This window comes from Pontibacter ramchanderi (genome assembly GCF_002846395.1).
Lineage (GTDB): Bacteria > Bacteroidota > Bacteroidia > Cytophagales > Hymenobacteraceae > Pontibacter > Pontibacter ramchanderi.
Map to the genome: position 1 here is coordinate 774955 of NZ_PJMU01000002.1, position 24280 is coordinate 799234.

Below are 24280 nucleotides of genomic sequence, written 5' to 3' on the forward strand. Positions count from 1 at the left end.
ATGCGAAACAAATGTTAATCTAAACTAAACTGACATAACATGAAAAAAGTAACTTTTTTAGCAGCCGCCATCGCCCTTCTTGGATTTACATCAATTGATGCGAACGCACAAGCTACACAGGCTGCTGAGCAAGCCCAGACACAGACACAAAACGACAATAAAGAGAAAGTTACAAAAGATCAGCTTCCTGCGCCTGTAAAGGCTGTTTTGGATCACGAAGCTTACAAAGAGTGGACAGTAGGCGACATCTACAAAGTGAAACCGGCTGAAGGTGCCGCTAACGCAAAAGTTGTTTACGAAATCGCCCTGACGAACAAAGAAGGCCAGACTGGTACTATTACGCTTGATGAGCAAGGCCAGGACGCTTCTAAAGAGCAGGAATAGTCTTAGCTAAAGCATACAAATAGCCAAAGCGCATTTAAAGAAACTATACTTAGAACTATGGAAAGGGCCTCCGCTTAGCGGAGGCTTTTTTGCTTTTACCCCTTAAATTCTACGCTTCCAGAATACCCAGTAAGCCAGCAAGCCAAACACGGGCACCACCCAAAGCACCACCATCCAGAGCAGGCGCTCGGTCAGGGTATAGTTGGTTCGGAAGATCAGGTGCAGGAGCGAGAGCACCACCAGGACGTAGTGGATTACCACCAGCAGCACCATAAGGCTGAAGAAAGGCTCCATTTCAATATAACAGAACAGCATAGCGATGATTCAGTGTCGTGGATGGCTTATCAGAAAATAATCTGACTGACAAACCAGGCCAGGTAGGCCAGTGCAGGTGCGCAGAGTAGCAAAACCATCCCCAGGTTCACGCGCACCCACTGCGGGTTGAGCATCATGCTCAGGTAAGCCTCCGCCGAGAGCAAGATAGAGAAGTAAAAGGTAATCTGCAGTAGCGTGCCTGTCAGGTTCACCTCACCCCGCATATCCGCTGTGGCATAGGCCAGAAACGAAATCACCAGCCAGGCCAGCACGGTACCGAGCAGCAACTGACCAGCTTTTATCTTGACATTGTTCATAGGTATAGCAGGTATAGGTATAAGCAATCATGACAAGGTAACAAAAAAACGGCCGCTTCCCAATGAAAGCGGCCGTTTCTATACCTGGCGGGTTTGTTGTTTTACTTGATCACACCCAATTCACGGCCTACTTCTGTGAAGGCAGCGATACATTTATCCAGGTGCACACGGTCGTGCACGGCGGAGAGCTGCACCCGGATGCGGGCCTGGCCTTTCGGTACTACTGGGTAGTAGAAACCGATTACGTAGATGCCTTTGTCGAGCATGCGGGCCGCGAACTCCTGCGCCAGCGGTGCGTCGTAGAGCATCACCGGCACAATCGGGTGGTCGCCTGGCTTAATGTCGAAACCAGCGGCGGTGATTTGCTCACGGAAGTACTTCGTGTTCCACTCCAGCTTGTCTCGCAGCTCGGTTGTGGAGCTCAGCAGATCGAGCACGGCGATAGACGCACCCACGATAGACGGTGCCAGTGAGTTGGAGAACAGGTATGGACGCGAGCGCTGGCGCAGCATGTCGATGATCTCTTTACGGCCTGAGGTGAAACCACCCATCGCGCCACCCAGGGCTTTGCCGAGTGTACCTGTAATGATGTCAATCTGGCCCATTACGTTGTGGTACTCGTGCGTGCCGCGACCTGTCTTGCCCATAAAGCCGGAGCTGTGGCATTCGTCCACCATAATCAGAGCCTTGTACTTGTCGGCCAGCTCCACAATTTTGTCGAGCTGCGCCACGGTGCCGTCCATTGAGAAAGCGCCGTCGGTGACGATGATGCGGTGCTTGGTGCCGGCATTTACAGCCTCCTGCAGCTTGGCCTCCAGGTCCTCCATGTTATTATGCTCATAACGGAAACGCTGCGCCTTGCACAGACGGATGCCGTCGATGATTGACGCATGGTTAAGGGCATCGGAAATGATCGCCGACTCAGCATCGAACAAGGGCTCGAACACACCGCCGTTGGCGTCGAACGCCGCCGCGTACAAAATGGTGTCTTCTGTGCCGAGGAACTCAGAGATCTTGCGCTCCAGCTCTTTGTGGATGTCCTGGGTGCCGCAGATAAAGCGCACCGAGCTCATACCGTAACCGTGCGTATCGATGGCGTGTTTGGCTGCCTCGATTACCCGTGGATGAGCTGACAGGCCCAGGTAGTTGTTGGCGCAGAAGTTGAGCACATGCGCCTGCTGCGTGGTATCAATATCAGCGCCCTGTGGGGTAGTGATAATGCGTTCCTGCTTATACAAACCAGCTTCCTTGATCTCGGCAAGCTGCTGTTCTAAATCTGGTTTTAAGGTTTCGTACATGGGTTATCTTCGTTAAGCGGTTACTTGTTTTTATGTTGTGGCAGGTATAGTGCCTGCTTGGATTTACTCTTCCGTTTTGGGCGGCGGACGACGCATGATCGGTCTTGGCCGTGGCGGCTTGGGTTGGGGTGCCTCCTCAGGTATAGACGCAGGCGGTACGCTTGACGGTTCGTCTTCCGGCTTCTGCTGTCCTTCTACTTTCGGGTTGGCCGTTTGATCTAACCCCGTTGAAGCTGCTGCCGGTGCCGGACGTTTGATGATTGGACGCGGCCGTGGAGGTTTGGGTGTTCCTTCGCTTGCGAACTGGCTCGGGTTGTCATTAGCTGTTCCTTCTGCTGCAGCTGGTTTCTCTTCTGCCCCGGGACTATCTTCTTCCTGCACAGGTTTCTGCAAAGCCGTCGGACGCCTGATGACCGGCCTCGGGCGTGGAGGCTTCGGAGTCTCTGCAGCGGCATCGCCCGTTGGCGCCATACCTGCAGCCGGAACATCCGGATTTGGGGCTGGCCTATCTACAGTTGCCTCTTCTTGTTCCTGCACTGGCTTTTGCAAAGCGGCCGGCCTTTTGATGACGGGTCTTGGGCGGGCTGGCTTTGCAGGTTCAGCGGATGGGTTTGCCGCAGCGGGCTGCTCAGGTATAGCGTTATCCGCATGTGTTTCGCTTGCTGGTTGCAACGGCGGTTTCGACAGGGCTGCTGGGCGCTTGATCACCGCCCGGGCTCGTGGCGCGACTGGCTCCTGTGGTACAGGCGAATCCGCCTCTGCGGGCTTGTCGATCGTTGGATCGGCAGCTGGCTTCGATATAACAGGACGCTTGATAACGGGCCTGGCCTTGGGAGTAGCAGGAGTTGTTCCTTCCGCTGGCTTTTCCGAGGCTGTCTGGTCGCCGGTTTCTGGGTTTTGCAAAGCGGCAGGGCGGCGCACTACTGGTCTCGGTTTAGGCACTGCGGCTGGTGTAACCTGCTTCTCCTCAGTTGTTTCCTGTGGAACATCTGTCGCGGCAGGTATAGCTGGCGCATCAGAGTTTGTGCCAACCGGAGTCTCAGGTATAGCAGCAGATGGGGCAGCACGCCGCGCGGCCGGTCTCGGAGCGGCGGTTGCGGCTGGCTTCGGCACGTCTTCTTCGCGCAGGTGGTAGCGCAGGCGTACGTTGTTGAGCACCATCTTTACGGCCACATAAAAGCTATTGGGATGCATCTGCGCATACATGCTTTCCCAAGCCAGATAACGGGCCGGGTCCTCTGCCGCAAAGGCATCCTTGTTTATCCGTTTTTTTATGAGGTACTCTTCAAACGTCATAATATGCTGACCGTGTGCTATACCTGCAAAGGTACGGAAACAGGTCGGAATCGTGTTTCTATATTCGCTCCATCAGCTGGCTGCCTGGTTTGCAGTGCCCGATCGCTCAACAAATATAAGAAAATCGCACACCTGAAACAGGCGGGCATTATTTCTATTTTACTATTGCATTACTTAATCGTTAAATCTGCCTTTGGCTATTTCAGTACCCGATCTGCGGCTATACCTTTGGTGCGTGGTGAAAATATTAGGTTAAGATTAAATTAGTGAGCTTGAAGCGCTTGCCCCTGGCAAGCGTTTTCTATTTGTACCCATTTCAAGTTCAACGTGCTTCTGCTCTGTAGCCTTGCGATTCTTGCACCTATACTTTCAGTATTGCCTCGAAATCGGTTACTTTGTGCAAAATAATTTAACAGACTATGGCAAACACAAGTGACACGGTATTGGTGATTGGTGCCTGCGGACAACTTGGCTCGGAACTCACCCTGGAGCTGCGCAACATGTACGGTGGGTCGAATGTGGTGGCGGTCGACATTGCGGCGCCCAAGCAGGCCGACCTCCGCGACTCAGGCCCTTTTGAGAAAGTGGATGTGCTGGACACAAACGTACTGGCCGAACTGGCCTCTAAATATAAATTCAAGCAGATTTACCACCTGGCGGCTGTGCTCTCGGCCACCGGTGAGCGTAACCCGAAGTTCGCCTGGAAACTGAACATGGAGGGCCTCTTCAACGTGCTGGACCTCTCGCTGGAGCACAAGGTGCAGAAGGTATACTGGCCCAGCTCGATTGCTGTTTTCGGCCCGAACACCCCGCGTCAGAACACGCCGCAGTACACCGTCATGGACCCGAACACGGTTTATGGTGTAAGCAAGCAGGCGGGTGAGCGCTGGTGCGAGTACTACTTCCAGAAGTATGGCCTTGATGTGCGCAGCCTCCGCTACCCCGGCCTCATCGGTTACAAAGCCCTGCCAGGCGGCGGCACTACTGATTATGCCGTGGACATTTACCACAAAGCCCTGGAAAACGAAACCTACGAGTGCTTCCTGAGCGAAAACACTTACCTGCCGATGATGTACATGCCAGATGCCCTCAAAGCGACCCTGGACCTGATGCACGCACCAGCCGAGCAGGTGAAGATACGTGATTCTTATAACCTGAGTGCCATGAGCTTCTCGCCAAAAGAGATCACGGAATCCATTCAAAAGTTTATACCTGACTTCAAGATCACTTACAAACCTGACTACCGTCAGCAGATCGCCGACTCGTGGCCACAGAGCATCGACGACAGCACCGCCCAGCAGGATTGGGGCTGGAAACCGGCCTACGACCTGGATGCCATGACCAAGGATATGCTGCTGAACCTGAAGAAGATGAAGGAAGAGCAGACGCTGGCGTAGTATTGACAAAAGACTACTGGTTTTGCCAAAATACGATTAGACAAAGGACTTTTAACAATAAGGGCGTTAGGTCGCCGGGCTATACCTGTAGCCTGCAAAGCATAATCTAAAAGCGGGAGGTGCGAAAGCATCGCCCGCTTTTATTGCACCCGTAATACACTAACAGACAACATATTAACAAACACCCCGTCTGCTTTACATCCTTTTTATTCCTACTTATACCCTAAATCACCCAACATGGCATAGTATTTGGTTTTATCTATATATAACTAACCAAATCTACTATATGAAGCTAAAACTACTAGCCCTTTCCTGCTGCCTGGCCGCAGCTTTCACAGCACAGGCGCAGACCGCAGAGGTAGTACAACCTGAAAACAAAACTTATAAGCCAACCGCAGGCGACATCACTACTGAAGTCAGTGTCAATTTAGAATATGGCACATTCCTTAACGGCGGCCAGCTGCGTGTCCGTAAGTTTACGGCTGAAAACAAGGCGTTGCGACTAGGCACCAGTCTGGACTACACCTATAGCAAAATGGAAGCTGAGGTCTACAGCTCTACTTTCGGCATTAGCCTGGCACCAGGTATAGAAAGGCACTTTGGTGGCACTAACAGGCTTTCGCCTTATATCGGAGTTGAGTTGCCGATTGGTTTCAGAACATCGAAGTATGAAACGGATCACTTCACTGTAAAGGGATCGACAGCTTATAACAGTTTAGCGGATCAAGCCAATTTCAACATAGGCTTGAACGGTCTGGCAGGTGTCGACTATTATTTTGCGCCACGTTTTTACGTGGGGTTCGAAGTTGGTGCAGGCGTGCGCTATAACAAATACAATGACATTGAAACCACCTTCAAAAGAGATTTTCCTAACTCTTCGCAAGAACAGGAAGGCTACCACTCCATTCGCTTCTATCCTTTTGCCAATGGAGGTCTACGGGTAGGATTTGTATTTTAATAAAGTTTAAAGATTAGCTACACTTATACAATCAGCCGCTTGCATCTTGCAGGCGGCTGTTTTCTTATTCAGCAGTTAACCTATATTTTGCACAAAACGTCTACAGATTACAGGAATACCGCCGCGGGTTTCCCGGCCTCAAAACACAAAATATGACTGTATCTGATATAAATGACAACAAGCTGCGCCAGCTGATATTTGAAAAGGAAAGAGTGATCGTCAAGTTCACCGACCCGGCATGCCCGGTTTGCAAACAACTTTCCCCATCCTTCCGCAAACTTTCCACGGAACCACAATACCATACTATCACCTTTGCCCGCATGAGTGCCAGCGAAAACCCAGTATCCAGCCAGGAGGTTAGGCTAACCGGCACGCCATTTTTTGCTTCGTACCTGAAAGGAACAATTCAGGAGTGCGGCATTGTTGACACCGAAGAAGGCATTCGCGCTATGCTGACCCGGCTCCTGCAGCCTGCGGCCCAGGAATCCTGATTTGCTATACCTGGCACAGGTATAGCGAAAGCGCAAAAGCCGTAAATTGCGTCCTTATTCAGAAGCCTATACCGCGTGTTCCGACTCACTACCCTGCAGCTTGTATTTATTTTGTTCGTGCTGAGCATCCTGCTCACCTTTCAGGCCTGTTCCAGCACCGCTCGTCTGGACACGGAAGCTCCGCCAGTTACGGTGGCAAGCCCAACTGCCTATCAACCCAAGCTGTCTTCTATCAGCATACCTGTGTCTATACCTTTGGCAGCTATTGAGGAGAAGCTGAACCAGGAACTGCAGGGCGCTCTTTACAAAGACGACAACCTAAACGATGACAACTTGATGGTGACGGTGCTCAAAAAGGGCCGCATGACCATTCGGGCCGAACAGGACAAACTTTACTTCAGTGTGCCGCTTCAGGTACATGCCAAAGGGCGCTGGAACTGGGAGCCCTGTAAAGCCTGCCCTTCGTTCAGCAAGACCGAAGCCACCTCTTTTGACATGGTCGTGCGTACCGAGAGCCGCTTTGGCCTGACCGACGACTACAAAGTTAACACCATCACCAGCGGCAATTTCGAGTGGGGAGACACCAAACCTTATATTACGCTGGGGCCGATCAAAATCGGGTTGACCCGGTTTATAGAGCCTGCCATGAAGCAGCAGATGAACACGATCGCCCGCCAGCTCGACAAGGAAATACAAAACCGCCTGAATCTGCGCCAGTATGTGGCCGACACCTGGGTGCAACTGCAGCAACCCGTGAAGCTGGACGATCAGCTCAATGCCTGGCTCACCGTGAAGCCGCAGGAAGTTCGCATGGCCCCGCTGTATGCCCACAACGGCAGTCTGCACACACGGCTGGGTATCAGCTCGTTCATACACGTCAACACCAATGGCAAGCCGCAGGCGCAGGTAAACAAAACCCTGCCTCGCCTCATCATCGACAGCCGCCTGAGCGACGACATTCAGATCGGGCTTACCGCCACCGTTCCTTATACCCAGGCCAGCAACCTGATGCAGCAACAGGTAGCCAACCAGACCTATACCTTCGACGACGGCAAAAGCCAGCTTACGGTGAAGGACGCCGCCATTACTCCGAGCGGCGAGCAACTGGTGCTGATGCTGGCCGTGGACGGCAAAACCAAGGCAGGGCTTTTCACCAAGAAGCTGGTTGGTAAGGTATACCTGCGCGGCACGCCTTACTACGATGCCCAAACCGCCTCCATCAAACTGCGCGACGTAGACTACGACCTCCACACCAAAGACATGCTGCTGAATACGGCCAGCTGGCTCGCTAAAAACAAGTTCAAGGACATGATCCAAAGCCAGGTGAACATACCGGTGCAAAGCCAGTTAACCGACGTGCGCAATCTGCTCCAGCAAACCCTGAACCAGTCAGGGCGCCTGCACGAGTCTGTGCTGCTGCGCGGGGCCGTGAGTGAGCTGGCCCTCGAGAACATTTACCTCAGCCCGGCAGGTATACAGGCCGTCGTGAATGCTCGCGGTAACCTCACTGCCACCATCGACAAGTTGTAGTTTCGGGCGCGGTACTTAAGCTGTAAGACTTTAAAAACGGGAAGGGCTGCCAGGTATGGCAGCCCTTCCCGTTTCTTCTCCTCTATACCGGTCCGGTAGAAATGATGTCGTGTCTTATATTCCCAGAACTAAAGTTTTTCAATTGGTGTGGGGCTGTTGAACACGCTATCTGGCACTTCGCCTGGCGTGGCGATGTCGGTCAGCTTGAATTCACCTTGGGCGTTGCTGCGGTCGGAGGCTAATTTTATATTGCCGTAGTCTTTGTAGTCGCTCCAGCGCCGGGTAAAGGTGGGCTCGGCATCTTCTGCGTTTCGGAAGAAGGCCCACTGCGTTATCAGACCCTGCTCCTGATCCACCCATAGTTTGTACTTGTTCTGCGGCGTGAGGCCCACCTGGGCGAAGGTCATCTCCAGCACATCGGCCGGCGCCCCTTCCAGGGTTTGCTCCTCACCCACATACCGGAGCGTCACGCCTTCGTCCTGCAGCTTAAAGGGCATCACGAGCCAATAGGAGTTGTTTATCCAGAGGGCATAGGCGCGCTCCAGCAGTTTCTGTTTCTCCTCCAGGTCCTGCAGTTCCTGACCCGCTACGTATACCTTGCCGTCCTTGGTGTCGGTGTTGATAATGGCTACGAGGCTGTCCTGCTCCCAGCGGAAGCGGTTCTGGTGCTTGTCCCACACCTGGTACTGCTTGTTGAATGTCCAGGCCAGGTAGCGGGTGTCGTTCCAACCTTTCTCCCCGCCCATGTTTTCCAACACCTGCTGGGCTATACCTTGGGCTTTGTCGCCGGGGCTCTGAGCGCAGCCGAAAAGCAACAGGAACAAAAACAGTGTTTGGAGTTGGTTTCTTAGCGACATGGGGCTATACCTTATATTCGCTCCCGTGTACGAATTTATACCTGCGCAGGATGTCGCCAATACGTTGAAGGCAACTGTGCTCTAACCCATTACGAGCGAAGGGCCATGCGCGAGCTGTCGTTTGATAACATCTACCTGATGCTGGCAGGTATACAGGCTGTCATGAACGCCCGTGTCAACCTCACAGCCACCACCGACAAGCTGTAGGGTTTCCAACCTAACATTTCCCGCTGTCGTATCAAAAAGCTATTCTGATGATACAGACAAGCAACATGACGAAATCTATAACCAGCATTATATTTCCTCTTTCCAAAAATACCTTCAACGGGTTTCTGGACAATGGCTCGTTGCTGCTCGCTGCAGCGCTGGCCTTCAACGCCATTTTCTCCATCCCGCCCTTGCTTGTTATCATCATACAGGCGGCGGGTTTTTTTCTGGGGGAAAAGGCCGTTTCGGGTGAGCTCTCCGCGCAGATTTCCGCTGCCATAGGCCCTAGCGCGGCTGAGTCTATTGAAACCATTGTGCAGAACGCGGCGCTAAGCGAAGGCGGCGGCATCGCTTTCTGGATTGGTATCGGTACCCTGATCTTCGCATCCACCACCTTCTTTGCCACCCTGCAGGAGTCGCTGAACCGGGTGTGGAACGTGAAGCCTAAACCGACGAACGGTATTGTGAAGATGCTGCAGGTGCGCATGTTCTCGTTTGGCATTGTGCTGAGCATCGCCCTGCTGATGTTGGTTTCGCTTCTGCTGAGCGCCGTCATCTCTATCCTGAGCGATTACCTCCGCCAGATATTCGACAATTACCTGCAGTTCATCTCGCCTGATGTGCTTTATTTCCTGATTAAGGCGATGGACTTTGTGCTGTCGGTAGCCATTATTACAGCTTTATTCTCGCTTATTTTCAAGTACCTGCCGGATGCCTATATCAAGTGGCGCGATGTATGGGTAGGTGCTTTGATCACGGCTTTGCTCTTCACGATCGGCAAGTTTCTGATCAGCTGGTTTATCAGCACCAGCGACCCGGGCTCGGCTTACGGGGCAGCAGGCTCTATCATCGTGATTTTGGTATGGATCTACTACTCCTCGCTCATTGTGCTGTTCGGAGCCGAGTTTACCCAGCAGTATGCCGCCGAGTTTGGCCAGGAGATTCGGCCGAAGGAGCACGCCGTGCTGTTCAGAGAACAGGAAGTCACGCAAAACCCACACGACATTTCCAGCGGCAGACCCAGACCGGAAGGCAGGTTCAACAAAGCCAGTTAGATGGGCTGACAAGTATAACAAAAGGCCCCTGCTACAGGTATAGCAGGGGCCTTTTGTTTCAGGTATAACTAACGCGCTTAAGCGGGCTGTTTCTCTTTCACGGCGAGCTGTCCGCAGGCAGCGTCGATGTCTTTGCCACGGCTGCGGCGCACATTCACCTGCACGCCACGGTCTGCGAGGTAGTAAATGAAGTTCTGCCAGCGCTCTTCGTCTGTGTTCTTATAATCGGCGTTCTCGATGGGGTTATACTCGATCAGGTTGATCTTGCAAGGGATCACTTTGGAGAAACGGTACAGTTCCTCGGCATCCTCCAGCGTATCGTTGAAGTTCTGGAACACGATGTACTCGTAGGTTACCTTGCGGCCTGTCACCTGGTGGAAGTGCTTCAGAGCATCGGTCAGCGCCTCCAACGAGTTGGTCTCGTTGATGGGCATAATCTGGTTGCGCTTCTCGTCGTTGGCTGCGTGCAGCGACAGGGCCAGGTTGGCTTTCACGCCATCGTCGGCCATCTTCTTTATCATCTTCGCTATACCTGCGGTGCTCACCGTAATGCGGCGTGCGGCCATACCCAGGCCGTCGTGCGCCGTGATGCGCTCGATGCTCTTCATCACGTTGGCGTAGTTGAGCATTGGTTCGCCCATGCCCATGTACACGATGTTGGAAAGCGGCTGGCCGTACTGCTCCAGGCTCTGCTGGTTGATGCGCACCACCTGATCGTAGATCTCGGCGGCATCGAGGTTGCGGACGCGGTCCATGTAGCCGGTGGCGCAGAACTTACAGGTAAGCGAGCACCCTACCTGGCTGCTCACGCAGGCGGTCTTGCGCTCTTCGTGCGGTATAAGCACGCCCTCCACGATGTTGTTGTCGTAGAGTTTGAAGGCAGACTTGATGGTGCCGTCGTTGCTGATCTGCTTGGTGGCCACCTGCACCGCGTTAATGGCAAAGTGCTGGTCCAGCTTTTCGCGCAGGGCCAGGCTCACGTTGTTCATCTCCTCAAACGACTGGGCCGAGTGCTTCCAGATCCACTCGTATACCTGCTTGGCACGGAACGCTTTCTCGCCCTGCTCCACGAGCCAGGCTTTCAGGTCGTCCAGCGACAGCTTACGAATGTCTTTTTTAGTTAAAACGGGTATATCTGCAATCAAATTCATACCACAAAATTACAAAAATACTTAGGCATTAGTTTCAATCCGGGCTTTTACTTCGTCGGGCAGTGCCATTAATTTTCGCTGCTGGTAGTTAAAGCACAGCATACCCGTCTTGGCGCGGGCCACTTCCTTGCCATTCTGGTTGAGCACGTGGTAGGTAATATCGAAGCCATACTTGTGCACATCGTCAAAAGCCAGCTTCAGGGTAAGCACATCGCCGTAGAAGCCCTCGCCCTTGTACTCGATGGCTACGTCGGCCATAATCAGGCTGGCCCCGCCCAGGTCGAGCTCGGTATAGCCGAAGTGTTTCAACAACTGCAAACGGGCCTCGTGCAGGATGGAAAGCAGGGCATCGTTGCCCAGGTGGGCGCCGTAGTTCAGGTCGGTGATGCGGACAGGTATAGCGGTTTCGAAAGAGACGTGGTCAGGTATAGCGACTTTGATGCGGGGCATGTTTTAAATTGTTGATTGTTGATTGTTAATTGTTGAATGGTTGTATTGTTAAATTGTTGGTTATGAACGATTCGAGCAGGTTGTGACCTGTCCTTATAGCAAATTAATGCTTTACAGAATATGGATATCCCGAAGCAAACTGCTGAGTATGTTCACATCTAAGGATTGGTAAACGTGGACTCATAACTCGGAATCAGCTGTGCAGCGTTAGAGCTCAGCAAATAGTAAGATAGAAGTTTGGCTGCGGAGTAGTTCATCACCTTAATCAATCCACTCTAATCATTACGCACTAACGATTATTCATTAATCATTAATCATTCTTGATTAGTCATTACCTATAATTATTCATTCCTGATTGCTTACATTTGTAAATTAAACAAATAATCATGCATCTCGAAATCAGGCAGACCAAAGATGGCTCCTACACCTTGTATGTGCCCGAAATGAACGAGCACTACCACTCGGTGCATGGGGCGTTGCAGGAGTCGCAGCATGTCTTTATTAAGCACGGCCTGGAGCATGTGCTCAATACACGCAAAGACATCAAGCTACTGGAGGTGGGCTTTGGCACCGGACTCAATGCCATCCTTTCTTACCCTTTCGCTCTTGCCCAGAAGGCTTTCATCCAATACGACACACTGGAGAAATTCCCACTGACTATGGAGGTGGTGGAGCAACTGCAATTTGATAAGGTGATCCTGAACCCTGAATTGCACGATGTGTTCCTGCAGCTGCACCGTGCGCCCTGGAACGAACCGTTTGAGATAATTCCGTATTTCACGCTGCAGAAAATTCACGAAACGCTCGAGGAGTTCGTGCCGCCGCGCGCCTATTACGACCTGATCTACTTCGATGCCTTCGCTCCCGAAAAGCAACCCGAGTTGTGGTCGGACGAAATGTTTGCCAAGCTCTTCCAGGCGACCCGCCCTGGCGGTGTGTTGGTTACTTACTGCGCCAAAGGCTCGTTTAAGCGCAGCCTCAAAGCCGCCGGATTCGAAGTGGAGGCCCTGCCAGGCCCTCCGGGCAAGCGGGAGATGACCCGTGGGGTGAGGCCGGTCGAATAAAACCTTTTGATAGATTTTCGGTTGAGGTATAGCATATACCTTACAGACGAAACCATGAGCAAATCTCAGAACAAGAGCGAATTTTATAACCTATCGGCTACTTCTTTGCAGGGCAAAGAGGTGAACATGGAAGATTTTAAGGGGAAGGTAGTATTGGTGGTGAACACGGCCAGCCACTGTGGCTTTACGCCCCAGTATGAAGGCCTGGAAAACCTGTACAAGAAGTACAAAGACGAGGGCTTGGTGGTGCTGGGCTTCCCCTGCAACCAGTTCGGCAACCAGGAACCAGGTGGTAAAGAGGAGATTGAGCAAGGCTGCCTGATCAATTACGGCGTGAGCTTTCCAATGATGGAGAAAGTGGACGTGAACGGCAACAATGCTCACCCCGTGTTTCAGTACCTGAAGTCGGAGTTGGGCGGCCTGCTGGGCAGCCGCGTGAAATGGAATTTCACCAAATTCCTGATTGATGCCGACGGGAAGCCTGTAAAACGCTACGCCCCGATTACCAAACCAGAGAAAATAACACCGGACATAGAACGCTTACTCCAGAAAACAGCTGTATCACCCGACACCTTGGAGCAGGCTAACAAATAGCATATCAGCAAGTTGCACCATGCACTAGCATCACTAACAATACATAAAACCAAGGTATAGCGTATGCGTGCTATACCTTGGTTTTATTACAAGCTCTTACCACTTTGCCCGCCATAACAAAGTTCAATCTTAACAAAGTATAAAACAGCAACTTATAATTCTGTTGTTACATTTTTTTTAAGGGCTCTGCCACAAAAATTGTTTTATTTCTGGAATTAAGTCTTATTTTGCATTGTCTTAGAGCAATGAAAGCAAATCAACAGGAAGCAAAATGAAGAAACTATTACAGAAAGTGGTAAAGCCTTTGGTAACTCCATTCCAGGCGAAGTACGAAGTAGTGTGCACGACCTACCAGGTTATACCGGGGCTGCCCGTTAACAAAAACGAGTCAAGACACCATTTTGAGCGCGGCGCCGTTTTGGAGGCCCGTGAATTTTACACCAAAGTGGTGAGCTCAGACATGACCCGCACCATGGCGCCTGTTGAAGTGCAGTTGCGCAAAATTTACCTGGGCGGCAAAACCATTGAGCAGGCTGAATTCGGTCCTGTGGCTCAGCTTCGCCAGGTAGTAAGCGGCAAAAAGAAATAAGCGCTGATAGCGTTCCCCTTAAAGCCCTGTTGTAGCCCATGCAGCAGGGCTTTTTGTTTGGTATCCCTTGAAAAGAAAGAAAGCTATCAACAAAGGAGCGCTTGTAAGACAATTGCTAATGGAGTGTTAAGGTATAACTTCAGGCCAGACGCCTTCGGGCGTAATGGCAAAATCGAGCGGCACGTCAAACTCGTTGGGATCTGCGATTTGCTCCACGGGCGGCTCCAGCGATAACCCAACCTTTACCACATCGGGCCGGCAGTCGGCCAGAAAGCGGTCGTAGAAGCCTTTTCCATACCCTACCCGGTGGCCTTGCCTGTCGAAAGCCAGCAGCGGGATCAGTACCAGATCCACCTCATCAGCATGCACGATCCGGGCGTCTTTCGGCTCCGGTATACCCCAGGCATTTTCCACCAGCACCGACTCCTCGGTGAGGTGATGGTGGGTGAGCACGTTCTGGGCCGCATCGGTCACAGGCACCACCACCCGCACCTCGGGCTGCTCCAGCCGCAGCCGCTCAATGATGGGCCAGGTATTTACCTCGTTGTTTTTGACGATGGGCAGAAACACGTGCACCGTCTGCCCTGCCTGCAGCGGGAAATGCCTGAAAAACAGATCGGCAATGCGCTGGCTTCGCACGGCCACCTCATCCGCCGACAGTGCCCGGCGGCGTTGCAGCATGATTTTGCGCAGCTCGGCCTTGTACATTACTCTTCCTCCAGTATCGTAAATTTAAACTCGAGCGGGTCAAAAGCCTCCACCAGGGCAGGTATAAAGTTAGGGTGGTTGGTCTGGTACGAGAGCAGGTTATCCTGGCGCTCCTGCAAACTGCCGTTCGGAAAAAGCTTGTCCTTCAGGTTTTCGAGTTGCTTGAATGTCTGCTCGTGTTTGCTGTCGCGGGCTTTGGCGAGTTTTTTCTCAAGCATCTGCAGCGAGTTGTTGGCTTTCTGCTGCTCGGCCGCCACGGCCTTCACCAAAGTAGGGTCTATACCTGCGGCAAGTTCTTCTACCTCTTTGAACGCCCTGGCCACCGCCTTGCGTTGCGTCTCCAAGTCTAATTCCACCTCGTGCAGTTGGGCGGAGAGCTTCTTCTTGAGTTCCTGATAATCCTGGAACAGATCGAGCGGCTGCAGGCCCAGTTTGTGCATGCGGGTGGCGTTCGGCTTGCTGATATAGAGTGCTGAGTTGCGCAGCATGATGATCGGGAAAGTTACCTGATGGGCCTCGAACACCTTACAAAGCTGGAACCAGTACGCCACTTCTGCCCCGCCGCCAATATAGGCCAGGTTCGGCAGCACCAGCTCCTCGTACAGTGGCCGTAGTATTACATTCGGGCTGAAGCGCTCCGGGTGCTCCTGCGCCTCCTGCAGGATTTCCTGCTGCGTAAAACTAAGGTCGGTATTGAGTACGCTATACCTGTCGCCCTCCTGCACAATGCGCTCGCGCATACCTTCCTGCAGGTAAAACAGATTGATCTCGCGCGAAAACACCTGCGGCCTGTACCCCAGTTGCTCCAGTTGCACATTGGTCTCCTCCACCAGTCTGTTCGACAGTTGCTCGGTCAGCTCCTTTTCCACCACAGGTATAAGGGCCTTCTTAAGTTCTGCGTGGTCACCGTCAATGCTCACCAGCCCGTACTCGCCAAACAGGGCATGCGTAATGGCACGGGTGGCATCAGCCAGGGTCTTGCTGTTGCGGTAGGCTTCTTCAAAAACCGGGAAAGCTTCGGGCAGCTCTTCGAGCACTTTGTCGAGGCCGGCTGTAGCGAAACGACCCACGGCCCCCTTCTGCTCCGACTCCCAGGTATAGCGTTTGCCAAATAGGTTGAAGTGGTTGATCTCCGCGAAATCATGGTCCTCAGTGGCCATCCAGTACACTGGCACAAAGTTGTAATCCGGGTAAGCTGCCTTCAGCTGGCGACAGGTGTTGATGGCCGTCACGATCTTGTACACAAAGTAAAGCGGGCCTGTAAAGATATTAAGCTGGTGGCCCGTGGTAACGGTATAGGTGTTAGGCTGCTGCAACAGCTCCAGGTGCTGCTGCACCGCAGGGTGAATGTCAGCCACCGAACCGTATTGCTCTTGCAAAGCCAAGTATAAGGTATGGCGCTGGGCCTTGTCGAACGTTTTTTCTTTGATTTGCTCCTCAAAAGCCTCCAGCGTCGGGAAGCGATGATAGAACGCCTGCATCTTTTCGTTTTGGGCAAGGTAATCGGCTATTGTCTGGGAGAAGGCGCCTGTGGCGGCATATGTTACCTTCGAGATTTTCATATCGGTTACTTCCATCTGCTCTGTTTTGTGGCGTAGCACCAGCGGCCTATACCTGCACGGTATAACAAAACGCCTGTGCCTATGTTGGCTACAAAGTACGTTTTTTTATTTTTGATATACAGCTGATACGATAGAAAACAGGTAGAGGCGGATGGAATCTGGAGTTTATACGTATAAGCATTCGGACAACTCCTGCAGAACATCCTGTTGCGGGCTATACCTGCACCTTCTGCTGTCCTTTGTCAAATGTTCTCTTATCCAGTCAACCTTATGGGACTACTAAACGGAATACTGGGCCACGCCTCAGCAGTACCTGTCGAGAAACTCACCAAAGAGTTTCAGCCGATATTGCTCCACGACGAGCAGATCGAAAAAGCCTTCCGCCTGATCCGCGACATGCTCGTGTTTACGAACAAGCGGCTGATCGTGGTGAACAAACAAGGCCTTACGGGATCCAAAGTAGAGTACCAGAGCGTGCCTTACAGCAGTATCAAGATGTTTTCAAAAGAGAGTGCCGGCATGTTAGACTTTGATGCCGAACTGAAGATCTGGCTTACGGGTGAAGCCACGCCCACTATTAAACAGGAGTTCCGCAAAGGCGACAATGTGAACGAGGCTTACCAGGTACTGAGCAAGTACGTGCTGAAATAACCTACAGGGAGTTGAGCCAGGCTTCACCGTTCTCAACTGTCTCAAACCCTTTGGCGATGCCGTTCCGAACCATGTTCAAGGCTCTGTCGGTGGAAAGGCGACTAAAGTAATCCTGCGAGTAAACGGCGGCGTGATATTCTAAGCCTGCTTTTTCGGCCCGTGGGTGCCAGTCGTGAGCCAGCCATTCCGTCAGTTCTACCCAAAGGCCCTGCACATCGTAGTGGTTGTCGAGTAGCTTGTGGCAGCGCTCCTTCTGCAGAAAAAACAGGATCTGCTCGTAGCCTTGTTTAATCACATCGCTTGTGAAAACACCATGCCAGGTGGCCGAAATGTAATCTTCGACAGCGTTATATTCGAGAGTGAGCGAATCGGTTGTAAGGAGCTTAATGTGCCGCATATAGGTAAAGTAGACTTTACGAGAGAAAGCCTGCGTTTTGTGCTATACTCTGGTTTGAATGTCCATAATACACAATTCCGGGATAGAAACAAAAAAGGAAACTCCCTGTTCGCCAAAGCACTTAGGGAGTTTCCTTTGATAATGGTTGTTATTAAACTTGACGAAGAAGATTTAGACAAAGGACAAAAGACTTCCATTCGTCCGTGCCCCGCCGAAGTGTATACCTGACTCAAAGCCAAAATACATTTTCTTCTGACTTTACATCTGGTCTATACCTGCAAGGTATAGCCGCATTTAAACTCTAAGTCCCAACTAGAGAACTACTTCCCCATACAGGTCAAAGTCCGAAGAATCGGTGATCCTCACGTTGGCGAAGTCGCCGAGGCGCACATACTGGTTGTCGGCTGGCACGAGCACCTCGTTGTCTACCTCCGGCGAGTCATACTGGGTACGGCCCACAAAGTAGCCGCTCTCTTTGCGGTCGAATAGCACTTTGTAGGTTTTGCCTATTTTCTCCTCATTCAACTCTACCGAAATACCCTGCTGCAGCTCCATGATGGCATCGGCGCGCTCCTGCTTCACCTCGTCCGGCACGTTGTCCTCTAAGGTATAGGAGTGGGTGTTTTCTTCGTGTGAGTAGGTGAAGATACCCAGACGCTCAAAGCGGGTTTCTTCCACCCAATCGTACAGCTCCTGGAAATCCTGATCGGTTTCGCCCGGGTGACCAGCGATGAGTGTGGTGCGCAAAGCAATATCGGGCACACGCTGGCGGATCTGATCCACGAGCTCGATGGTGCGGCGCTTGCTGATACCACGGCGCATGGTCTTGAGCATGTTGTCGGAGATGTGCTGCAGTGGCATATCCAGGTACTTGCAAATGTTCTCGCGCTCGTTCATCACGTCGAACACCTCCATCGGGAACTGCGACGGGTAAGCATACTGCATACGAATCCAGTCGATACCTTCCACATCGGACAGGTTGCGGAGCAGATCAGCCAGCTTGCGCTCGCCGTAGTGCTGCAGTCCGTAGTAAGTCAGGTCCTGGGCAATCAGGATGAGTTCCTTGGTACCCATGCTGGCCAAACGCTTTGCCTCTTTCACCAAGTCCTCGATCGGACGGTCTACGTGCTTGCCGCGCATCAGAGGTATAGCACAGAAAGAGCAAGGGCGATTACAGCCTTCAGCAATCTTAAAGTAAGCAAAGTGCGAAGGCGTGGTGATGAGTCGCTCGCCGATGAGCTCGTGCTTGTAGTCGGCCTCCAGCTTTTTGAGGAGCTGCGGCATTTCGAGCGTACCGAAATAAGCATCTACTTGCGGGATCTCGGCTTCCAGAGAATCCTTGTAGCGCTGCGACAAACAGCCCGTTACGTATAGCTTGTCGATCTGGCCGGCCTCTTTCGCCTCGGCGTAGCGCAGAATGGTATCAATGGACTCCTGCTTGGCGTTGTCGATAAAGCCGCAGGTATTCACGATGATGATATTCGAATCGTCGTTTTCAGACTCGTGCGCCACGTCAAATTCATTGGCACGCAGCTGCCCCATCAGCACTTCCGAATCCACCAGGTTCTTCGAGCAACCCAAGGTGATGACGTTGACCTTGTCTTTCTTTAAACTTCTTACTTTCACTTATTTCTGTATTAGCGCGATAATTCCCAATTCTTCAAAACCATTGCTATTGCGCATTAGTTCGATCGGGCAGACGAACTGCAAAAGTACAACATGTTTGGTTAATAAAAGAACAGCCCGCTAAGTAGCAGGCTGTTTTGTTTTTATGATCCATGCTTTACTGCATCAAACTGCTTTACTTCTTATCATCCCGACCATGTAGGCAGCTATAGCTACCATTGCTGAAAACACCAGCCCTGTAATCATGGAAAGGTTCCGCCCCATGTCGTTCGTAAGCTTCCGCAGGGCAGCCTCTTGTGCTGGCGTTACCTCGTTCGCACCAAAGAAACCATCACCGTCCAGGTCATATCTGTTCAAGTCCCATTGATAGTAGATATCGTAAAAGGTAGCCCCGCCAACAATGAGCGCATAAGTAGCGAGGAAGATCACGAGGGAAACCCAGTAGCTCTTCTTTGACTGTGTTCTGAGTAGCCGCTCCCTCCTGACTAGGATAAGTAATAGCACCGCAATGCTAGCTACCGTAGGGATTAACAGGTGGTAGGGAACAGTTATAGGGCTCATCAGGCCATTTAAGGATTAAGGTAAGCTTTGTAAATCAGCAGCTAAGTAACTTACTTATGTCTTTAAGCTGCTGAAGGGCGCCTAATAAAACGCATTGTAATTCACCAGAAACTCCACCGTCGTCACTTCGCCTTCCTTTACCTCCACTGGAAAGATGTTCATCTCCCCGTCGAAAAGGTTCGCAAAAAGGCCCTGCTCTTCCTTGGTGAAGAGGCTATACCTGCCGGGCTTCAGGCTGACTGCAAAGTTGCCGTTGGCGTCTGTCTTTACCTGGGTAACTAGTTTCGTTTTGATGTTGGTGTGGAAAACACCGTCTGTAGATGTGGTTTGCGAACTGTTAGTCAGCTCGTAGATGTATACGGTGCGCTCCACGCCGCGGCAGCCGCTGCTGGGCGGTGCGTCCGGGGAGGGCATCTGGTTACCTGCCTCCCAGAGAATCTGCCCCTGTATACCTTGCTTTACTTGCATCTGCTGGCCCTGCTGTGCTTTCATTTCCTGCTGCGTGCTTTGCGCTTCGCCCTCCTGCCCTGCGGTACCCTGGGTACCGTTGCATACGGTCAGCATCAGTGACAAAACGATCAACAGCAATTTCGCCATACAGGCAGCAGCTTATGTTATTTTTTGCGGGAGAAGAATGACTCTACGAACTGATGCTTGTCGAACAGCTGCAGGTCTTCGATCTTTTCACCTACCCCAATGTATTTCACCGGAATTTTAAACTCATCAGAAATACCGATCACCACACCGCCTTTGGCTGTACCGTCCAGCTTGGTGATGGCCAGCGCCGTTACGTCGGTAGCTTTAGTAAACTCACGCGCCTGAATCAGGGCGTTCTGGCCTGTGCTGCCGTCGAGCACCAACAGCACCTCGTGCGGGGTGTCTGCCGTAATCTTCTGCATCACACGCTTGATCTTCGAAAGCTCGTTCATCAGGCCCACTTTGTTGTGCAGTCGGCCCGCCGTGTCGATGATCACCACGTCAGCACCAGTGTCCACACCTTTCTTTACGGCATCATAAGCCACCGAGGCCGGGTCCGTGTTCATGCCGTGCGAAATTACCGGCACGCCCACACGCTCGCCCCAGATGATCAATTGGTCTACGGCAGCGGCACGGAAGGTATCGGCAGCGCCCAGCACGACTTTCTTGCCGGCTTTGTGGAACTGCGCGGCCAATTTGCCGATGGTCGTGGTTTTACCCACGCCGTTTACGCCCACCACCATGATCACGTATGGCTTTATACCTGCCGGCAGATCGAAGTTGGCGCCGTCGCCGGCACGGTTCTCCTCAAGCAGGGCGGCAATCTCTTCCCGCAGGATCCGATCGAGCTCGCTGGTGCTCACGTACTTGTCGCGGGCTACGCGTTTCTCAATGCGGTCAATAATCTTCACCGTTGTCTCTACCCCTACGTCCGCATGCACCAGAATTTCCTCCAGTTCGTCGAGCACCTCCACGTCAACCGTAGACTTGCCCACGACTGCTTTGCTCAACTGCCCGAAAAAGCTGGTTTTGGTTTTCTCCAGACCTTTGTCGAGCGATTCTTTCTTCTGCTCTTTGCTGAAAAAGTCAAAAATTCCCATCTGCGTGTTTTGTAGGGTGAAGACTGTCTCGGTGTGATACGGTAATATACTAAAAAAGTCCCAATAAAGGGACTTCTTCATGTATTCTATCTATGTATAAGTAGAGTAGGCTTAATTACTTCTTCAGGAAGTCCTGTACTTTGTCAACAGGCACCATCTCTTCTTTAAAGCTGTAAGCACCAGTTTTTGGAGACTTAACGGCTTTGATCACTTTTGCCCAATCTTTACCTGTAGCGGTCTTTAGGGTTGCAACTACCTTCTTAGCCATGGTTATTTAATTTCTTTATGTACAGTTACTTTTTTCAACACAGGGTTATACTTCTTAAGCTCTAAACGCTCAGCCGTATTTTTTCTGTTTTTGGTAGTGATGTACCTTGAAGTTCCAGGCATGCCAGTCGCTTTATGCTCTGTGCACTCCATAATTACCTGGATTCTATTACCTTTTGCTTTTTTAGCCATCTCAACAGTAAATTTTTATTTAGGACTGCAAATATACAAGCTTAAATCTCTAATTACAAACAAAGTATAAATTTTTCTGAATTAGCTTTTTCGACCTTCCTGCAGGTCATTACTATACTTCGCTTGTGCTGCCCATTAATCGAGCTTAGGCAGCTTAAAAACATCCAATGCGCTCGGCTGGGCCATGGTCTTTTCAATTTCCTCTACCGTGCGTGGCGCCTGCTTCGACAGGTTTTCCCAGCCCTTTTCGGCGATCAGGATATCGTCTTCGATGCGCACGCCAATGCCCCACCACTTTTTGTCGCAGGGGCTGCCTTCCGGTATGTAAATGCCTGGTTCTACAGTGATAACAGTGTTGGCCTGGAAAGGCCCGAAGCTACCGCGGTCGTGCACATCCAGACCCAGGTAGTGCGAAGTGCCGTGCGGAAAGTAGCGCTGTACCTCTTCCCTTTTTTTAATGATGCCCAGCTTCACCAGCCCATCGGCTATCACAGTCTCGGCAGCCTGGTGCGGCGCATTGAAAGCGTTGCCGACTTTACATTGCTGAAAGCCCGCTTCCTGCGCTTTGAGCACCAGCTCGTAAATCGCTTTTTGCTCTTTTGTGAATTTGCCGTTGGCCGGTATCGTGCGGGTCACATCGGCGGTGTAGCCCAAGTACTCAGCACCCACATCCATCAGCACCAATTCGCTGCCTGGTATAGCTGGTTTGTTGCTGGCCGTGTAGTGCAGCACACAGCCGTTGTTGCCGGCCCCAACGATCGAAGGGTAACCGACATGCTGCGCCCCGTATTTCTTGAACACAAACTCGTGTATACCCTGTATCTCCATCTCAGACATACCCGGCTTCATGGCTTTCATCACCTCGATCTGCCCGATGGCCGACATACTAGCCGCCTTGCGAAGCAGCCTGACCTCTTCCTCGGTTTTCACTTCCCGTAACTGGTCCAGCATCTGGTCTAGTGTGTAGGCATCGAGCTTTTGCTCAGGTATAGCAGCCACGGCCTGGGTGCGGGCACGCATGTCTTTGGCCTGCAGATAGCCCTGCAGCGCCTGGTCGTTTTTCAGGTCAGGCTCCTGTAGCATGGCCTGTCGAATGTAGAGCGCCACTCCTTCGGCCTGCGCTAGCCCGTGCTCCCGCGTGATGCCATAGAGCATGCTGCGCGTTGCACTGAAGTTAATCGGATATTTTACTTTCGTCTTGAACTGACCCAGCAAACTGTACAGATCTGCCTCGTCCGCGGCATCGTCGCGTACGTCGTGCGGCAAACTTTTAATCAGGATCTGCTGCAGATTGGCCGTGTCGAGTTTAAACCCCGCGAAGTCGGTGTTGGGAAGCGTGACTATACCTAGCTCCTTCGACGCGCCTTCCACGCCCAGCCGCTTGCCGTTCCAGAGTTCGTGCATCGGGTCGTTGGGCTGCACGAACAGCAGTTCGTGCACCTGCTTGCCGTTCAGGTTCTGCGGGCTTCCAAAGAGCAGCAGCACGGCGTTCGGCTCGGTATACCCGGTGAGGTAATAAAAGTCGGGGTCGGGATGGTAGTAGTAGTCCACGTCGTTGGCGCGGTTGCGCACGGGACTGGCAAAAAGAACGGCAACGGAGCGAGGGGGCAGCTGTTGCCGCAACACCTCTCTCCGTTGCCGATGAAACTCTTTATCTAAAGTATCAGATGGCTTTTCCGAGCCTGAATGCGGTTGCGCTACTGCCGTAAGCGACAGCCAGCATAAGAGCGCACACAGCCGGAAGGCTGCCATTAGTACATAATGTAGCCTTGCTCAACAGCCTTCTTCAATACTGAAGAGATGCCGTTCTTGTTGATTGTTCTCAATGCTGAAGTAGAAACTTTAAGGGTTACCCAAGCATCTTCCTCAGGGATGTAGAAACGCTTCTTCTGAAGGTTCGGATAGAACTTACGCTTTGTCTTATTATTAGCGTGAGAAACGTTATTTCCTACTCGTACTCTCTTTCCGGTTAAATCGCAAACTCGTGCCATCTTGTATTTTCTTCTAAATTATTTCAATAGGGGTGCAAATATCTATAAAAAGATACACAATGTCAAAGGCATAGCAGATAATTTTAGCAAAACATGCTCTAAAACAGCTACAAAGGCCTTTTAACTGTAGAGGTTACACCTGGCCGGCGCCTTTCTCATCCGCTTCTTTTTTCTTTTTGGTGAAGCCGTAGGGGCAGTTGCGACAGGCGTTGCGGCAGCAGTAGCCCCGCTTGAGCAGGTACTTGGCCGTCAGCACCATCAGTCCACGTTCAAAGTAAAAATCCTCGCCTTCTTTCAGGTCACTCACAGCTATACTTCTTTTTAAACGACAAATATCTGCAAATTCGGGTCGTTCACAAAATAATCATCACCCTAACTCCCTCTTCTGCATCATATTCGTTAAACAATATATTATTCCTTGCCGCGAACTCATCACCTAAATCATAAAGACCATGTCACGTTTCAACAACTTAAGCGAGGCAGTATCCGTTATGCGCGCCCGCGGCTTTGTGAATACCTTCAGCATACAGCACCAGCAGGTGTACTGCTCTGAGCTGAGCAAGTCCATCTCCCCCACCCAACTCACACTGCTTGAGCGGCACATCGTTCCTTCCCCAGCCTCGCAAAAAGGCGAAGAAGAGGTATACGGTTTCCGGACCGACGACAACCAGTTGGGCATCATGACCAACATTTACGCCGAGTACGATCCGGAGGGATTCTACACCGTATTCAGGCAGTGCCTGAAGGGGCAGGCAGGGCGCGCCTAGGCTCGTTTTCCGGGTAAAGGTATAATTC

30 protein-coding genes are annotated in these 24280 nt (G+C 51.8%); 11 read left to right on the forward strand and 19 right to left on the reverse strand.

The window, feature by feature from the left end:
• Window positions 1-39: 39 nt before the first annotated feature.
• Window positions 40-384, forward strand: a complete 345-nt coding sequence (locus BD749_RS10375; RefSeq protein ID WP_101444272.1) for a hypothetical protein — start codon at window positions 40-42, stop codon at window positions 382-384.
• Window positions 385-486: 102 nt separating this feature from the next.
• Here BD749_RS10375 and BD749_RS10380 read toward each other — a convergent pair whose 3' ends face one another.
• The 4 genes from BD749_RS10380 to BD749_RS10395 all read right to left on the reverse strand — a co-directional run bounded on the left by BD749_RS10380 (window position 487) and on the right by BD749_RS10395 (window position 3610).
• Window positions 487-699 carry a PLDc N-terminal domain-containing protein gene (locus BD749_RS10380; protein ID WP_101444273.1) on the reverse strand — a complete coding sequence of 71 codons (213 nt, stop codon included), beginning with the start codon at window positions 697-699 and terminating at the stop codon, window positions 487-489.
• A gap of 29 nt (window positions 700-728) precedes the next feature.
• On the reverse strand, window positions 729-1016 hold the full coding sequence (locus BD749_RS10385) for a hypothetical protein (RefSeq protein ID WP_101444274.1): 288 nt from the start codon (window positions 1014-1016) through the stop codon (window positions 729-731).
• Window positions 1017-1117: 101 nt separating this feature from the next.
• The gene (kbl, locus tag BD749_RS10390; protein WP_101444275.1) at window positions 1118-2314 is read right to left on the reverse strand and encodes a glycine C-acetyltransferase; all 1197 of its coding nucleotides are present in this window, start codon (window positions 2312-2314) and stop codon (window positions 1118-1120) included.
• Window positions 2315-2377: 63 nt separating this feature from the next.
• Entirely contained in the window at window positions 2378-3610 is a 1233-nt protein-coding gene (locus tag BD749_RS10395; RefSeq protein WP_101444276.1) for a hypothetical protein, read from the reverse strand.
• 419 nt (window positions 3611-4029) lie between these two features.
• On the opposite strand from BD749_RS10395, the gene BD749_RS10400 reads away from it, so the two are divergent.
• The 4 genes from BD749_RS10400 to BD749_RS10415 all read left to right on the forward strand — a co-directional run bounded on the left by BD749_RS10400 (window position 4030) and on the right by BD749_RS10415 (window position 7986).
• Window positions 4030-5007 carry an NAD-dependent epimerase/dehydratase family protein gene (locus BD749_RS10400; RefSeq protein WP_101444277.1) on the forward strand — a complete coding sequence of 326 codons (978 nt, stop codon included), beginning with the start codon at window positions 4030-4032 and terminating at the stop codon, window positions 5005-5007.
• A 286-nt stretch (window positions 5008-5293) separates the two neighbouring features.
• Window positions 5294-5965: an opacity family porin gene (locus tag BD749_RS10405; RefSeq protein WP_101444278.1), complete on the forward strand. Its 672-nt coding sequence runs from the start codon at window positions 5294-5296 to the stop codon at window positions 5963-5965.
• Between the two features lie 152 nt (window positions 5966-6117).
• Window positions 6118-6456 (forward strand): thioredoxin family protein, encoded by a 339-nt coding sequence (locus BD749_RS10410; RefSeq protein ID WP_101444279.1) that lies wholly within the window; start codon window positions 6118-6120, stop codon window positions 6454-6456.
• Between the two features lie 75 nt (window positions 6457-6531).
• Complete coding sequence (locus BD749_RS10415; RefSeq protein ID WP_245869030.1) at window positions 6532-7986, forward strand: DUF4403 family protein; 1455 nt, start codon at window positions 6532-6534, stop codon at window positions 7984-7986.
• 128 nt (window positions 7987-8114) lie between these two features.
• Here BD749_RS10415 and BD749_RS10420 read toward each other — a convergent pair whose 3' ends face one another.
• Complete coding sequence (locus BD749_RS10420; protein ID WP_101444280.1) at window positions 8115-8843, reverse strand: hypothetical protein; 729 nt, start codon at window positions 8841-8843, stop codon at window positions 8115-8117.
• A gap of 272 nt (window positions 8844-9115) precedes the next feature.
• Between BD749_RS10420 and BD749_RS10425 the strand changes: the two genes are divergently transcribed.
• Window positions 9116-10105, forward strand: coding sequence for a YihY/virulence factor BrkB family protein (locus BD749_RS10425; RefSeq protein ID WP_245869033.1), 990 nt, complete (start codon window positions 9116-9118; stop codon window positions 10103-10105).
• Window positions 10106-10182: 77 nt separating this feature from the next.
• On the opposite strand, the gene rlmN is transcribed toward BD749_RS10425, so the two are convergent.
• Together rlmN and BD749_RS10435 are read right to left on the reverse strand one after the other, a co-directional pair.
• Window positions 10183-11256 carry a 23S rRNA (adenine(2503)-C(2))-methyltransferase RlmN gene (gene rlmN / locus BD749_RS10430; protein ID WP_076668855.1) on the reverse strand — a complete coding sequence of 358 codons (1074 nt, stop codon included), beginning with the start codon at window positions 11254-11256 and terminating at the stop codon, window positions 10183-10185.
• A 21-nt stretch (window positions 11257-11277) separates the two neighbouring features.
• Complete coding sequence (locus tag BD749_RS10435) at window positions 11278-11706, reverse strand: acyl-CoA thioesterase (RefSeq protein ID WP_101444281.1); 429 nt, start codon at window positions 11704-11706, stop codon at window positions 11278-11280.
• 386 nt (window positions 11707-12092) lie between these two features.
• Here BD749_RS10435 and mnmD point away from each other — a divergent pair, with 386 nt between their 5' ends.
• The 3 genes from mnmD (at window position 12093) to BD749_RS10450 (ending at window position 13953) form a co-directional block, all read left to right on the forward strand.
• Window positions 12093-12770 (forward strand): tRNA (5-methylaminomethyl-2-thiouridine)(34)-methyltransferase MnmD, encoded by a 678-nt coding sequence (gene mnmD, locus BD749_RS10440; RefSeq protein WP_101444282.1) that lies wholly within the window; start codon window positions 12093-12095, stop codon window positions 12768-12770.
• Between the two features lie 54 nt (window positions 12771-12824).
• Window positions 12825-13364 carry a glutathione peroxidase gene (locus tag BD749_RS10445; RefSeq protein WP_101444283.1) on the forward strand — a complete coding sequence of 180 codons (540 nt, stop codon included), beginning with the start codon at window positions 12825-12827 and terminating at the stop codon, window positions 13362-13364.
• Window positions 13365-13635: 271 nt separating this feature from the next.
• Window positions 13636-13953: a hypothetical protein gene (locus tag BD749_RS10450; protein WP_101444284.1), complete on the forward strand. Its 318-nt coding sequence runs from the start codon at window positions 13636-13638 to the stop codon at window positions 13951-13953.
• 126 nt (window positions 13954-14079) lie between these two features.
• On the opposite strand, the gene BD749_RS10455 is transcribed toward BD749_RS10450, so the two are convergent.
• Both BD749_RS10455 and bshC read right to left on the reverse strand, forming a co-directional pair.
• Window positions 14080-14661: a 5-formyltetrahydrofolate cyclo-ligase gene (locus tag BD749_RS10455; RefSeq protein ID WP_101444285.1), complete on the reverse strand. Its 582-nt coding sequence runs from the start codon at window positions 14659-14661 to the stop codon at window positions 14080-14082.
• A complete protein-coding gene (bshC, locus tag BD749_RS10460) occupies window positions 14661-16238 on the reverse strand; it encodes a bacillithiol biosynthesis cysteine-adding enzyme BshC (protein WP_180336380.1) in 1578 nt (525 codons plus the stop codon). The genes BD749_RS10455 and bshC overlap by 1 nt, the downstream gene beginning before the upstream one ends.
• A gap of 255 nt (window positions 16239-16493) precedes the next feature.
• Between bshC and BD749_RS10465 the strand changes: the two genes are divergently transcribed.
• Window positions 16494-16874 (forward strand): PH domain-containing protein, encoded by a 381-nt coding sequence (locus BD749_RS10465; RefSeq protein ID WP_180336381.1) that lies wholly within the window; start codon window positions 16494-16496, stop codon window positions 16872-16874.
• Window position 16875: 1 nt separating this feature from the next.
• On the opposite strand, the gene BD749_RS10470 is transcribed toward BD749_RS10465, so the two are convergent.
• The 10 genes from BD749_RS10470 to BD749_RS19410 all read right to left on the reverse strand — a co-directional run bounded on the left by BD749_RS10470 (window position 16876) and on the right by BD749_RS19410 (window position 23792).
• Complete coding sequence (locus BD749_RS10470) at window positions 16876-17271, reverse strand: hypothetical protein (protein ID WP_101444286.1); 396 nt, start codon at window positions 17269-17271, stop codon at window positions 16876-16878.
• Window positions 17272-17583: 312 nt separating this feature from the next.
• Window positions 17584-18897 (reverse strand): 30S ribosomal protein S12 methylthiotransferase RimO, encoded by a 1314-nt coding sequence (gene rimO / locus BD749_RS10475; protein ID WP_101444287.1) that lies wholly within the window; start codon window positions 18895-18897, stop codon window positions 17584-17586.
• 165 nt (window positions 18898-19062) lie between these two features.
• Window positions 19063-19458: a hypothetical protein gene (locus tag BD749_RS10480; protein ID WP_101444288.1), complete on the reverse strand. Its 396-nt coding sequence runs from the start codon at window positions 19456-19458 to the stop codon at window positions 19063-19065.
• A gap of 81 nt (window positions 19459-19539) precedes the next feature.
• On the reverse strand, window positions 19540-20055 hold the full coding sequence (locus tag BD749_RS10485) for a hypothetical protein (protein WP_101444289.1): 516 nt from the start codon (window positions 20053-20055) through the stop codon (window positions 19540-19542).
• Between the two features lie 17 nt (window positions 20056-20072).
• The gene (ftsY, locus tag BD749_RS10490; protein ID WP_101444290.1) at window positions 20073-21035 is read right to left on the reverse strand and encodes a signal recognition particle-docking protein FtsY; all 963 of its coding nucleotides are present in this window, start codon (window positions 21033-21035) and stop codon (window positions 20073-20075) included.
• Between the two features lie 115 nt (window positions 21036-21150).
• A complete protein-coding gene (locus tag BD749_RS10495; RefSeq protein ID WP_101444291.1) occupies window positions 21151-21303 on the reverse strand; it encodes a DUF4295 domain-containing protein in 153 nt (50 codons plus the stop codon).
• Between the two features lie 2 nt (window positions 21304-21305).
• Complete coding sequence (rpmG, locus tag BD749_RS10500) at window positions 21306-21494, reverse strand: 50S ribosomal protein L33 (RefSeq protein WP_007652246.1); 189 nt, start codon at window positions 21492-21494, stop codon at window positions 21306-21308.
• Window positions 21495-21629: 135 nt separating this feature from the next.
• Window positions 21630-23246, reverse strand: a complete 1617-nt coding sequence (locus tag BD749_RS10505) for an aminopeptidase P family protein (protein WP_101444292.1) — start codon at window positions 23244-23246, stop codon at window positions 21630-21632.
• Complete coding sequence (gene rpmB, locus BD749_RS10510) at window positions 23246-23485, reverse strand: 50S ribosomal protein L28 (protein WP_076668830.1); 240 nt, start codon at window positions 23483-23485, stop codon at window positions 23246-23248. Before rpmB ends, BD749_RS10505 begins: the two co-directional genes overlap by 1 nt.
• Before the next feature lie 133 nt (window positions 23486-23618).
• Window positions 23619-23792 carry a DUF5522 domain-containing protein gene (locus tag BD749_RS19410; protein ID WP_317046353.1) on the reverse strand — a complete coding sequence of 58 codons (174 nt, stop codon included), beginning with the start codon at window positions 23790-23792 and terminating at the stop codon, window positions 23619-23621.
• A 145-nt stretch (window positions 23793-23937) separates the two neighbouring features.
• Here BD749_RS19410 and BD749_RS10515 point away from each other — a divergent pair, with 145 nt between their 5' ends.
• A complete protein-coding gene (locus BD749_RS10515; protein WP_101444293.1) occupies window positions 23938-24252 on the forward strand; it encodes a hypothetical protein in 315 nt (104 codons plus the stop codon).
• Window positions 24253-24280: the final 28 nt, after the last annotated feature.